This is a genomic window from Dyella koreensis, assembly GCF_044904565.1.
GTDB classification, from domain to species: Bacteria; Pseudomonadota; Gammaproteobacteria; order Xanthomonadales; family Rhodanobacteraceae; genus Dyella_D; species Dyella_D koreensis.
The window spans coordinates 146,301-159,690 of the sequence record NZ_JADIKD010000007.1; the positions used below are offsets into that span (position 1 = coordinate 146,301).

Annotated in this window: 10 protein-coding genes; all 10 read right to left on the reverse strand. The window is 62.1% G+C overall.

Annotated features, from left to right (window positions below; translation table 11 throughout):
- Positions 1-7 precede the first annotated feature (7 nt).
- A complete protein-coding gene (gene rpsG, locus ISS97_RS04440; RefSeq protein WP_379986407.1) occupies positions 8-475 on the reverse strand; it encodes a 30S ribosomal protein S7 in 468 nt (155 codons plus the stop codon).
- A 19-nt stretch (positions 476-494) separates the two neighbouring features.
- Positions 495-869, reverse strand: coding sequence for a 30S ribosomal protein S12 (gene rpsL / locus ISS97_RS04445; RefSeq protein ID WP_026633431.1), 375 nt, complete (start codon positions 867-869; stop codon positions 495-497).
- A gap of 179 nt (positions 870-1,048) precedes the next feature.
- Positions 1,049-5,260, reverse strand: coding sequence for a DNA-directed RNA polymerase subunit beta' (gene rpoC, locus ISS97_RS04450; RefSeq protein ID WP_379986405.1), 4,212 nt, complete (start codon positions 5,258-5,260; stop codon positions 1,049-1,051).
- A gap of 25 nt (positions 5,261-5,285) precedes the next feature.
- Entirely contained in the window at positions 5,286-9,446 is a 4,161-nt protein-coding gene (rpoB, locus tag ISS97_RS04455; protein ID WP_379986404.1) for a DNA-directed RNA polymerase subunit beta, read from the reverse strand.
- 319 nt (positions 9,447-9,765) lie between these two features.
- A complete protein-coding gene (gene rplL / locus ISS97_RS04460) occupies positions 9,766-10,137 on the reverse strand; it encodes a 50S ribosomal protein L7/L12 (protein ID WP_090454778.1) in 372 nt (123 codons plus the stop codon).
- Positions 10,138-10,183: 46 nt separating this feature from the next.
- Positions 10,184-10,717, reverse strand: a complete 534-nt coding sequence (gene rplJ, locus ISS97_RS04465; protein ID WP_379986401.1) for a 50S ribosomal protein L10 — start codon at positions 10,715-10,717, stop codon at positions 10,184-10,186.
- Positions 10,718-11,060: 343 nt separating this feature from the next.
- Positions 11,061-11,768, reverse strand: coding sequence for a 50S ribosomal protein L1 (gene rplA, locus ISS97_RS04470; RefSeq protein ID WP_379986400.1), 708 nt, complete (start codon positions 11,766-11,768; stop codon positions 11,061-11,063).
- Positions 11,769-11,771: 3 nt separating this feature from the next.
- The gene (gene rplK, locus ISS97_RS04475) at positions 11,772-12,200 is read right to left on the reverse strand and encodes a 50S ribosomal protein L11 (protein ID WP_192165969.1); all 429 of its coding nucleotides are present in this window, start codon (positions 12,198-12,200) and stop codon (positions 11,772-11,774) included.
- Between the two features lie 182 nt (positions 12,201-12,382).
- Positions 12,383-12,943, reverse strand: coding sequence for a transcription termination/antitermination protein NusG (gene nusG / locus ISS97_RS04480; protein WP_090454767.1), 561 nt, complete (start codon positions 12,941-12,943; stop codon positions 12,383-12,385).
- A 10-nt stretch (positions 12,944-12,953) separates the two neighbouring features.
- Positions 12,954-13,349 (reverse strand): preprotein translocase subunit SecE, encoded by a 396-nt coding sequence (secE, locus tag ISS97_RS04485; RefSeq protein WP_379986399.1) that lies wholly within the window; start codon positions 13,347-13,349, stop codon positions 12,954-12,956.
- Positions 13,350-13,390 lie beyond the last annotated feature (41 nt).

Genomic DNA, 13,390 nt, shown 5'->3' on the forward strand with positions numbered 1-13,390 from the left:
TCCTTGCTTACCAGCGGTAATGCGAGAAGGCCTTGTTGGCTTCCGCCATGCGATGGGTTTCTTCGCGCTTCTTGATCGCGCCACCGCGATTCTCGGACGCCTCAAGCAGCTCGGCGGCCAGCTTGCGCGGCATCGAGGTCTCGCCACGCTTGCGGGCGGACTCGATCGCCCAGCGCATGGCCAGCGCCATACGACGACCCGAACGCACTTCAACCGGCACCTGATAGGTAGCACCACCGACGCGGCGAGACTTCACCTCGACGGCCGGAGCAATGTTATTCAGGGCCTTCTCAACCAGAGCCACTGGCTCGGCATTCTTTTCGCCCAGATGATCCAGGGCACCGTAGACGATGCTCTCGGCAACGGACTTCTTGCCACTCTTCATCACCATATTGATGAAGCGGGCGATCAGCTGGCTGCCATGCTTGGGGTCCGGCAGAACCAGACGGGCGGGATGTGAACCTTTACGCGACATGTTTCGTGTCCTTTAGCTCTTAGCTCTTCGGGCGCTTGGCGCCGTACTTCGAGCGCGACTGACGGCGCTTGGTGACACCGGCGCAGTCGAGGCTGCCGCGCACCGTGTGGTAACGCACACCCGGCAGATCCTTGACGCGACCGCCACGGATCAGCACTACCGAGTGCTCCTGCAGGTTGTGACCTTCGCCACCGATGTAGCTGATGACCTCATAGCCGTTGGTGAGGCGCACTTTGGCAACCTTACGCAGGGCCGAGTTCGGCTTTTTCGGGGTGGTCGTATAGACGCGCGTGCAGACGCCGCGACGCTGCGGGCTGTTCTGCAGAGCCGGGGAAGCGCTCTTATAGCTCTTCGGGCTGCGGGACTTGCGCACCAACTGGTTGATAGTCGACATGCGAAACTTTTCCTGAGAAACATAAAGGCAGACCGAATCAGCTCGGTCTGCCAAGAAGCGGGAATTTAACATGGGCAGCTTGTCACAGACAAGCTGACGCCCTGCCCTCCTTGACTCGAACACGAGGCGCAATCCTTGCGCCTCATTTCGTATGTTAGCGAGCAGTCCGCGGGACGGACTTACTCCACACCATTGTCGCTACCGACGGTGGCTTCCGCGAAGGAGACCGAGGCGGAACCGGAAAGGGTCTCCAGCTCCGAGGCGGTCAGACCGCCCTGGCGACGACGCTGTGCGTGGTACGCCAGACCCGTACCTGCCGGGATGAGACGGCCGACGATAACATTTTCCTTCAGGCCACGCAAGGTATCGCGTGTGCCACGAACCGCCGCTTCGGTAAGGACGCGGGTGGTTTCCTGGAACGAGGCCGCCGAGATGAACGACTCGGTAGCCAGCGAGGCCTTGGTGATACCCAGCAGCACCGACTGGTACTCCGCCGGGCGCTCGTTGCGGCTAACCGCACGATCGTTTTCGGCGTTGATACGCACGCGCTCGACCTGTTCACCGCGCAGATAATGGCTTTCGCCCGGCTCGGTGATTTCGACCTTGCGCAGCATCTGGCGAATGATCGCTTCGATGTGCTTATCGTTGATCTTCACGCCCTGCAGACGGTAGACGTCCTGGATTTCCTTGACCAGGTACGAAGCCAGCGGCTCGACACCCAGCAGGCGCAGGATGTCGTGCGGGCTCGGCTCGCCGTCCACCACGGTCTCGCCCTTCTCCACGTGCTCGCCTTCGAACACGATGACCTGACGCCACTTCGGAATCAGCTCCTCGTGCTCGTTGCCGTCCACGTCCTTGATGATCAGGCGCTGCTTGCCCTTGGTGTCCTTGCCGAAGCTGATCACACCCGAACGCTCGGCGAGAATGGCCGGCTCCTTCGGCTTGCGGGCTTCGAACAAATCCGCCACGCGCGGCAGACCACCGGTGATATCGCGGGTCTTCGACGTTTCCTGCGGGATACGGGCGACCACGTCACCCACGCCCACTTCCACGCCGTTCTGGATCGACACGATCGCGCCAGCCGGCAGCATGTACTGAGCCGGCACGTCGGTACCCGGCAGCTTGAGCTCACGGCCCTTGCTGTCTTCCAGGCGCACGATCGGGCGCAAATCCTTGGCCGCGGTACCGCGACGCTTCGGATCGGTCACCACCGCCGACTCGAGGCCGGTCAGTTCGTCGGTCTGGCTCTGCACGGTGACGCCATCGATGAAGTCGATGAAGCGCACGGTACCGGCCACTTCCGACACGATCGGATGGGTATGCGGATCCCAGTTGGCCACGGTCTGGCCAGCCTTGACTGCCGCGCCATCCTTGACCGCGATGGTGGCGCCGTAAGGCACCTTGTAACGCTCGCGCTCACGGCCATTGGCGTCGATCACCGACACTTCGCCGGAACGCGACACCGCAACCAGGTGACCCTGGGCGTGCTGCACGGTCTTGAGGTTGTTGAACTTCAGCGTGCCGGTGGTCTTCACCGTCACGTTGTCCACGGCGGCCGCACGGGAAGCCGCGCCACCGATATGGAACGTACGCATGGTCAGCTGGGTACCCGGCTCACCGATCGACTGCGCAGCGACCACACCCACGGCCTCACCCATGTTGACCAGGTGGCCACGGGCCAGATCTCGGCCATAGCAGAGCGCGCACACGCCATGGCTGGCCTGGCAGGTGATCGGCGAACGCACCTTGATCGACTGCACGCCGGCCTTGTCGAGCTTCTCGACCAGAGCTTCGTCCAGCAGAGTGTCGCGGGTGACAATCGCCTGATCGTCGTTGCCCGGGCCATAGACGTCCTCGACCACCACGCGACCGAGCACACGCTCGCGCAACGGCTCGACCACGTCGCCGCCTTCCACGATCGGCTGCATGATCACGCCGTCTTCGGTGCCGCAATCGTGCGAGGTGATGACCACGTCCTGCGCCACGTCGACAAGACGACGGGTCAGGTAACCAGAGTTAGCGGTCTTCAGCGCCGTATCCGCGAGACCCTTACGGGCACCGTGGGTGGAGTTGAAGTACTGCAGCACGTTCAGGCCTTCGCGGAAGTTGGCCTTGATCGGGGTCTCGATGATCGAGCCATCCGGACGGGCCATCAGGCCGCGCATACCAGCCAGCTGACGAATCTGCGCCACCGAACCACGAGCGCCGGAGTCGGCCATGATGTACAGCGAGTTCATCGACTTCTGGTTGACCGTCTTGCCTTCGGAGTCAGTGACCTTCTCGGTACCGATACCGTCGATCATCGCCTTGGCGACGAGCTCGTTGGTGCGCGACCAGATGTCGACCACCTTGTTGTAACGCTCGCCGGCAGTGACCAGACCCGACTGATACTGCTCCTGGATCTCGACCACTTCCTTCTCGGCCTCTTCCAGGATCGGCTTCTTCTGATCGGGGATGATCATGTCATCGATGCCGATCGAGATACCCGCGCGGGTAGCAAAGCGGAAGCCGGTGTACATCAGCTTGTCCGCGAACACCACGGTCTCCTTCAGACCGAGCAAGCGGTAGCTGGAGTTGATCAGGCGCGAGATAGCCTTCTTGGTCAGCTCGGTATTGGCCAGCGCGAACGGCAGGCCTTCCGGCAGGATTTCGGCCAGCAGCGTGCGACCCACGGTGGTTTCCACCAGAGACACGGAGCTCGTACGCTCGCCGTTTTCATCGACGTGCACCTGCTTCAGGCGCACCTTGATCTTGGCGTGCAGCTCGACGGCGCGGTTGTCGTACGCACGACGCACCTCGCTGATGCCGGAGAACACCATGCCGGTGCCCTTCGCGTTCACCAGCTCGCGGGTCATGTAGTACAGGCCCAGCACCACGTCCTGGGTCGGCACGATGATCGGTTCACCGTTGGCCGGCGACAGGATGTTGTTCGACGACATCATCAGGGCACGCGCTTCGAGCTGCGCCTCGATAGACAGCGGCACGTGCACGGCCATCTGATCGCCGTCGAAGTCGGCGTTGAACGCGGTACAGACCAGCGGATGCAACTGGATGGCCTTGCCTTCGATCAGCACCGGCTCGAACGCCTGGATGCCGAGGCGATGCAGCGTCGGCGCACGGTTCAGCAGCACAGGATGCTCGCGGATCACGTCCTCGAGGATGTCCCACACCTGGCCTTCTTCGCGCTCGACGAGTTTCTTGGCAGCCTTGATGGTGGTGGCTTCGCCGCGGGCCTGCAGCTTGGCGAAGATGAAGGGCTTGAACAGCTCAAGCGCCATCTTCTTCGGCAGGCCGCACTGGTGCAGGCGCAGGGTCGGACCGACCACGATCACCGAACGACCGGAGTAGTCCACGCGCTTGCCGAGCAGGTTCTGGCGGAAGCGGCCCTGCTTGCCCTTGATCATGTCGGCCAGCGACTTCAGCGCGCGCTTGTTCGTGCCGGTAATGGCACGGCCGCGGCGGCCGTTGTCGAGCAGCGCATCGACCGATTCCTGCAGCATGCGCTTCTCGTTGCGCACGATGATGTCGGGCGCATTGAGTTCAAGCAGACGCTTCAGACGGTTGTTGCGGTTGATGACGCGACGGTACAGATCGTTGAGGTCGGAGGTCGCAAAGCGGCCACCGTCCAGCGGCACCAGCGGACGCAGGTCCGGCGGCAGTACCGGCAGCACAGTGAGAACCATCCACTCCGGCTTGTTGCCGGACTCGAGGAACGCCTCGATCAGCTTGACACGCTTGGTGAGGCGCTTGAGCTTGGTCTCGGAATTGGTCGAGCCGATCTCTTCCTTCAGGCGCACGACTTCGCCCGGCAGATCGAGCGACTTCAGCAACTCGTAGACGGCCTCGGCACCCATGCGGGCATCGAATTCATCGCCGTGCTCTTCAACGGCTTCGAGGTACTGATCTTCGCTCAGCAGCTGGCCGCGCTCGAGCGCAGTCAAACCTGGATCGATCACCACGAAGGCTTCGAAATACAGGATGCGCTCGATGTCGCGCAGGGTCATATCCAGCATCAGGCCGATGCGCGACGGCAGCGACTTGAGGAACCAGATGTGCGCGGTGGGGCTGGCCAGCTCGATGTGGCCCATGCGCTCGCGACGCACCTTGGCCAGGGTGACCTCAGTGCCGCACTTCTCGCAGACCACGCCACGATGCTTCATGCGCTTGTACTTGCCGCACAGGCACTCGTAGTCCTTCACCGGGCCGAAGATGGCGGCGCAGAACAGGCCATCACGCTCAGGCTTGAAGGTGCGGTAGTTGATCGTCTCGGGCTTCTTCACCTCGCCGTACGACCACGAGCGGATCAGCTCGGGCGACGCCAGCGCGATCTTGATCGAATCAAAATCGGGCGTGGTGCGCTGCTGATTGAACAGATTGAGCAAATCTTTCATTGCATAAGCTCCTGTAACCCGCTGGTTACTTGATCTCTTCCAGGTCGATGTCGATACCGAGCGAGCGGATTTCCTTCACCAACACGTTGAAGGATTCCGGCATGCCAGCCGCCATCTCGTGGTTGCCGTCGACAATGTTCTTGTACATCTGGTTGCGGCCCTGCACGTCGTCGGACTTCACCGTCAGCATTTCCTGCAGGGTGTAGGCCGCGCCGTAGGCTTCCAGCGCCCAGACTTCCATTTCGCCGAAGCGCTGACCGCCGAACTGCGCCTTGCCGCCCAGCGGCTGCTGGGTGACGAGCGAGTACGGACCGGTCGAACGCGCGTGCATCTTGTCGTCGACAAGGTGGTTCAGCTTCAGGTAGTGCATGTAGCCCACGGTGACCGGGCGATCGAACGCCTCGCCGGTACGGCCGTCGAATAGCGTGGTCTGACCCGACTCGGGCAGATCCGCCAGCTTCAGCATCGCCTTGATCTCTTGCTCTTCAGCACCGTCGAACACCGGCGTAGCCATCGGCACGCCTTCCTGCAGGTTGGTCGCCAGGGTCAGGATTTCCTGATCGGTGAGCGACTTCAGGTCAACATGCTGCACGGCACCAGCGACGTGATGGTTGTAGATCTGGTCAAGGAACTCGCGGATCTTCGCGACCTTCTCCTGCGCCTCGATCATCTTCTGGATCTTCTTGCCCAGGCCCTTGGCGGCCCAGCCCAAGTGGACTTCCAGAATCTGACCGATGTTCATACGCGAAGGCACGCCCAGCGGGTTCAGCACGATGTCGACCGGCGTACCGTCAGCAGAGAACGGCATGTCCTCCACCGGCACCACGTTGGACACCACACCCTTGTTACCGTGGCGACCAGCCATCTTGTCGCCCGGCTGGATGCGGCGCTTCACGGCCAGGAACACCTTGACCATCTTGAGCACGCCCGGGGCAAGGTCGTCACCCTGGGTGATCTTGCCCTGCTTCTCCTTGAAGCGCTTGTCGAACTCTTCCTTGTGACGCTTGATCTGGTCAGCCGCGCGCTCGAGGAACTCGGTGACGTCCTCGTCCTTCACGTTGACCTTGAACCAGTCGTCCTTCTTCAGGCCGTCCAGGTAGGCGTCCGTGATTTCCACACCACGCTTCAGACCGCCCGGACCGCTCATCGCGCTCTTGCCGACGAGCTGAGTGCGCATACGGTTGTAGATCGCTCCCTCCAGGATGCGGAACTGGTCATCAAGATCCTTACGGATACGCTTGACTTCCATTTCCTCGATCTGCTTCGCGCGCTTGTCCTTCTCGATGCCGTCGCGGGTGAAGACCTGCACGTCGATGACGGTGCCGTCCATACCCGGCGGCACGCGCAGCGAGCTGTCCTTCACATCCGACGCCTTCTCACCGAAGATCGCACGCAGCAACTTCTCCTCCGGCGTCAGCTGGCTCTCGCCCTTCGGCGTGACCTTGCCGACCATGATGTCGCCGGCCTTCACCTCGGCACCGATGTACACGATGCCCGACTCGTCCAGACGCGCCAGCGCCTGTTCGCCCACGTTCGGGATGTCGGCGGTGATTTCCTCGGCGCCCAGCTTGGTGTCACGGGCAATGCAGGACAGCTCCTCGATATGGATCGAGGTGTAGCGGTCTTCCTGCACGACGCGCTCGGAGAGCAGGATCGAGTCTTCGAAGTTGTAGCCGTTCCACGGCATGAAGGCGATCAGCATGTTCTGGCCGAGCGCGAGCTCACCCAGGTCGGTCGACGAACCATCGGCCAGCGTGTCGCCCTTTGCCACCACGTCACCTACGTTCACCAGCGGACGCTGGTTGAGGTTGGTGTTCTGGTTGGAACGGGTGTACTTGGTCAGCGTGTAGATATCGACGCCGGCGTCGTTATCGCCGACTTCTTCCTCGTTCACGCGCACCACGATACGGCCAGCGTCGACCTGGTCGATCACGCCACCGCGCTTGGCGCTGACGATGACGCCCGAGTCACGCGCCACGGCGCGCTCGATGCCGGTACCCACCAGCGGAGTCTGCGAACGGAGGGTCGGCACGGCCTGACGCTGCATGTTCGCGCCCATCAGTGCGCGGTTCGCGTCATCGTGCTCGAGGAACGGGACTAGTGCCGCCGCGACCGACACGGTCTGCATGGGCGAGACGTCCATGTAGCCAACTTCAGCCGACGGACGCAGCTCGGACTCGCCGCGGAAACGGCAGGACACGAAGTCCTCGACGAAGCTGCCGTCCTTGTTGAGCGGCGAGTTCGCCTGCGCGATTACGTGATCGCCCTCTTCGATGGCCGACAGGTAATCCACCTTGTCGGTCACCTTGCCGTTCACGACCTTGCGGTACGGCGTCTCGAGGAAGCCGTACGTATTGGTGCGCGCATACACGGCGAGCGAGTTGATCAGGCCGATGTTCGGGCCTTCAGGCGTTTCGATGGTGCAAACGCGTCCGTAATGGGTCGGATGCACGTCGCGCACTTCGAAGCCGGCGCGTTCGCGGGTCAGACCGCCCGGGCCGAGAGCCGAGACGCGACGCTTGTGCGTCACTTCCGACAGCGGGTTGTTCTGGTCCATGAACTGGCTAAGCTGCGAGGAGCCGAAGAACTCCTTCACCGCAGCCGCGACCGGCTTGGCGTTGATCAGCTCCTGCGGGGTCAGTCCCTCGGACTCGGCCAGCGACAGGCGCTCGCGCACCGCACGCTCAACACGCACCAGACCGATGCGGAAGGTGTTCTCGGCCATTTCGCCGACCGAACGCACGCGACGGTTGCCGAGATGGTCGATGTCATCAACGGTGCCATGACCGTTCTTGATGTCGATCAGCACCTTCAGCACGTCAAGGATGTCGGAGGTATCGCCCTGCGACTTCACCAGCGCCTGCGAATCCTCTTCCTTGCGATCCTGGAAGTATTTATGGTCGTACAGCACGCCCGGGCCAAGGATGTCCTGGCGGCCGACACGACGGTTGAACTTCATGCGGCCGACGGCCGACAGGTCGTAGCGGTCGAAGGTGAAGAACAGATTGAAGAACAGGTTCTGCGCGGCATCCTTCGTCGGCGGCTCGCCCGGACGCATCATGCGGTAGATTTCCACCAGCGCTTCGAGCTGCGTCTTGGTGTTATCGATGCGCAAGGTGTTTGAGACGTAAGCGCCACGATCAAGGTCATTGACGTACAGCGTCGGTACGGTCTCGATGCCCGTCTTGCGGAAGGCTTCGAGCTGCTCGGCGGTGATTTCGTCGTTGGCCGAAGCCAGCAACTCGCCGGTCTTGCTGTCAACAATGTCGGTGGCCAGGATGCGGCCGACCGGGTAGTCGTCCGGCACTTCCAGCGCGGTGATGTTTTCAGCGGCCAGCTGGCGCACGTGACGCGCAGTGATGCGCTTGCCGGCTTCCACCAGCACCTTGTCACCGATCGTCAGATCGAACGTCAGCGTTTCGCCGCGCAGACGCTCGGCCACCAGCTCAAGCGTGGTACCACCCTTCTTGCCCAGGTGAAACACGTTGTGCTCGAAGAAGATGTCCAGCATCTCGACGTTGCTGTAGCCCAGCGCACGCAGCAGCACCGTCACCGGCAGCTTGCGGCGACGGTCGATACGGGTGAACAGCGCGTCCTTCGGGTCGAACTCGAAGTCCAGCCAGGAGCCGCGGTAAGGAATCACGCGAGCCGAGAACAGCAGCTTGCCCGAGCTGTGCGTCTTGCCACGGTCGTGATCGAAGAACACGCCAGGCGAACGATGCAGCTGCGAGACGATGACGCGCTCGGTGCCGTTGATGATGAAGGTGCCGGTGTCGGTCATGAGCGGAATTTCGCCCATGTAGACCTCTTGCTCCTTCACATACTTCACGGCTTTCTTCGATGCCGGGCTGTCCTTGTCATAGATGACCAGGCGCACGGTCACACGCAGCGGCGCGCCGAAGGTCATGCCGCGGTTGCGGCACTCGCGCTCGTCGAATGCAGGTTCGCCGAGGCGATAGTCGACATACTCAAGCGCTGCATTGCCGGAATAGCTGGAGATCGGGAAAACCGACTTCAGCGCGGCATGTAGACCCTTGTCGTCGCGCTGCTTGGGCGCGACATGCTCCTGCAGGAACTCCCTATAGGAATCGGTCTGGATGGTCAGCAGGTTCGGCACGCCCAATACAGGGGGACGCTTGCCGAAATCCTTGCGGATGCGCTTCTTCTCGGTAAACGAGTAGGTCATGGTGGGTACCGCCTCGGTTCGCAGTGACGCCGGTGGTGCACACACCGGCTGAATTGTGAAAGCTGTGTCTGCGGTCGACGGCCAGGGTGTGCTGCCCTACCAGTCGATGCGCCAAAAAGGCATAAATCAAAGGTCGGCGATGGGTTGCTGGCCTTTCAGTGCTGTCTTCCCGACGCGTAAAACACGAACCCAAAGATGACGCTTGGTCGCTACAGGCCGCGTGATCCCACGCGAAATTCCGTAACAGGCAAAGCCCGGGGACTTACGTCCCCAGGCTTGCTTGACGCTAGATCAAACTGACGGCGCGCAAGAGCGCCGATTACTTCAGTTCGACCGTGGCGCCGGCAGCTTCGAGGTCCTTCTTGAACTTCGCAGCGTCGTCCTTCGAAGCGGCTTCCTTCACGACGCCACCGGCCTCGGTCAGGTCCTTCGCTTCCTTCAGGCCCAGGCCGGTGATGGCGCGGACGGCCTTGATCACGTCGACCTTCTTCTCGCCGGCGCTCTTCAGGATCACGTCGAACTCGGTCTGCTCTTCAGCAGCCGGGCCGGCAGCGGCCGGGCCAGCAGCAACCATCACCGGAGCGGCGGCGGTCACGCCAAACTTCTCTTCGATGGCCTTCACCAGGTCCATCACTTCCATCAGCGACTTGGCGGCAACGGCTTCAACGATCTGTTCGTTGGTCAGGGACATTTTGATTTACCTCTGGAAATTGATTCGATTTAAGTAGACGGCGTACTTAGGCGGGCTCGGCTTCAGCCGGGGCTTCGGCGGCGACTTCGCCACCACCCTGCTTGTCGGCCACAGCCTTGACGACGCGGGCGAACATGGCAGCCGGTTCGGCCAGCACACGAGCCAGCATGGACAGTGCCTGTTCGCGGGTCGGCAGCGAGGCCAGCACTTCTACGTGCGCGGCCGGCAACAGCTTGCCTTCCACCGAGACGACTTTCGCCTTCAGCTTGTCGTTGGTCTTGGCGAATTCCTTGATCAGGCGCCCGGCAGCACCGGGTTCCTCAGTCGAGAACGCGTACAGCAGCGGACCGGTCAGAGCGTCTTTGACGACCTCGAACTCGGTGCCGACCACGGCGCGCGAAGCAAGCGTGTTCTTGACAACTTTCAGGAACACGCCGGATTCACGGGCTTTCTTGCGCATCGCGGTCATCTGTTCGACCGTGGTGCCCGCGTACTCGGCTGCGACCAAGGAGTGAGCCTTAGCAGCAACTTCTGCCAGTTCGGCGACTACTTCTTGCTTCTGAGAGAGATTCAGAGCCATTTTTCACTCCTCTTATGAACTCCGCTTACGGCTCCTGCCGCGCGCGGTCCTGAGCGACGCCATCCATGACGTCGGGGACGCAAGGTCCCGGGTGGTGGCCTTTCCAGAACACATCGAACATTCCAGAAGGGGCAGCACCATCTACGCAGGCCGGATTCACCAGACATCCGATTAAGCGATCCCGCTGGCGGCGACGGCGTTTCCTTGCCAAATACGAGCTCCCTGCTCGTCGTCGTCGCGCGCTGATCGCGCCTGCGGTCTTTGACGGCGGCTCCGGCTAGACGCCAGGGCTGCCCTCAAAAACTTGCCTGCGCCGACCGGAGTCGACGCAGGACTTGAAGTCTTACTTGGTCGAGATCGTCAGGGACGACGTATCGACCGGCACGCCCACGCCCATGGTGCTGGACAGAGCGACCTTCTGCAGATACTGGCCCTTGGCCGTGGCCGGCTTGGCCTTCAGCAGGTCGGCAACCAGAGCGTTCAGGTTGTCGGCGAGCTGGGCAGCCTCGAAGCTGGCCTTGCCGATGGTGGCGTGGATGATGCCCGCCTTGTCGTTGCGGAACTTCACCTGGCCGGCCTTGGCATTCTTCACAGCCGTGGCGACGTCAGCGGTGACCGAACCATCCTTCGGGTTCGGCATCAGGCCGCGCGGACCGAGCAGCTGGCCGAGCTTACCGACCACGCGCATCGCGTCCGGGGTAGCGATCACGCGACCGAAGTCGAGATCGCCCGCCTGCATACGCTCGGCCAGGTCGTCCATACCGACGGCGTCGGCACCGGCAGCCTTGGCGGCCTCGGCCTTCTCACCGGCAGGCACGAACACGGCGACCTTGACGGTCTTGCCGGTGCCGTGCGGCAGCAGCGACGAGCCACGCACGCCCTGGTCCGACTTCTTGGCGTCGATGCCGAGGCGCACGGCCACGTCAACGGACTCCGAGAACTTCGCCTTGGCGTTGTTCTTGACGATATTCAGGGCTTCTTCCAGGCCATAGAACTTGCCCGGCTGCACTGCGGCCTGAGCCGCCTTCATACGCTTCGTGAGCTTTGCCATGTCTTAGCCCTCCACCACCAAGCCCATGCTGCGCGCGCTACCGGCGATGGTGCGCACTGCAGCGTCCAGATCAGCAGCCGTGAGATCCGGCTCCTTCTGCTTCGCAACGTCTTCCAACTGCTTGCGGGTGATCTTGCCGACCTTGTCGGTATTCGGCTTGGACGAACCCTTGGCGACGCCGGTGGCCTTCTTGATGAGGACCGTGGCGGGCGGGGTCTTGGTGATAAAGGTGAAGCTGCGGTCCGAGTAGGCGGTGATGATCACCGGGATCGGCAGACCCGGCTCCATCTTCTGCGTGGCGGCATTGAACGCCTTGCAGAATTCCATAATGTTCAGGCCGCGCTGACCGAGGGCGGGACCCACCGGCGGCGACGGGTTGGCCTGACCGGCCTTGACCTGCAGCTTGATGTAACCGACGACTTTCTTTGCCATTGGATTTTCCTCGCGAGTTCAAGCGCCTTGCGGCTCCTCGCAGTACATCGTTCCCTGGATGGAGGGAGGCCCGCGCTCCTGCGAACCCCGAAAACACGGACACGCCGAGCGAATGCCCCGGCGTGAACCGCATAGTGTAAAGATTGACCAGTTTTTAAGCAAGCCCCGTGCCGGGGCCAGGATCAGGCCTTCTCGACCTGACCAAACTCCAGCTCGACCGGGGTCGAGCGACCGAAGATCAGCACCGCGACGCGCAGGCGACTCTTCTCGTAGTTGACTTCCTCGACCACGCCATTGAAGTCGTTGAACGGACCCTCGGTGACGCGAACCATCTCACCCGGCTCGAACAAGACCTTCGGCTTGGGCTTTTCGACACCCTCGCGCACACGACTCAGGATGGCGTCAGCCTCGCTGTCGCGGATGGGCAGCGGACGGTCGGCGGTACCGCCGATGAAACCCATGACTTTCGGGGTTTCCTTCACCAGATGCCAGCACTCGTCGTCAATGCGCGGCGCCTTGCCCTCGGTGTCGGTTTCGATCTGGACCAGCACGTACCCCGGGAAGAACTTGCGATCGCTGCGGCGCTTCTGGCCACCACGCATCTCAATCACTTCTTCGGTCGGCACCAGTACTTCGCCGAACCTCTCTTCCATACCAGCACGTGCGATGCGCTCAACGAGCGACCGCTTCACCTGGTTCTCGAAGCCCGAATAGGCGTGCACTACATACCAACGCTTGCTCATGCTCTTTACCTCACGACCCCAGCTTGAGCAGCCAGTCGAGCACGACCGACTTGAGAATGAGATCGATCAGGCCCAACAGCAGCGAGAGAACGATCACGACGACAATAATGATACCGGTGGTCTTGAGCGTCTCGTCACGTGTCGGCCATACGACCTTCCGCATTTCGAACTGCGATTCGACCAGAAACCCGCGGACGCGGCGCCCGAGCGACGTAGTCGCCGCGATAGCCAGTGCGACCACCAGAGCCACCAGCACACCAATCAGGCGCACAGAAGCGGGAATATTGGCGTCGGTACTGAACCAGGAATAGGCAAAGATGCCGCCGGCCAGCACCAGCACGGCAAGCACCAGCTTGCCGACATCGGCCGCGTTCACGCTCTTGGGCTGTTCTGCCTTGGTATTCATGCGCAGCGATCGGATGAGAGCCGACACCCAGGGCAACACGC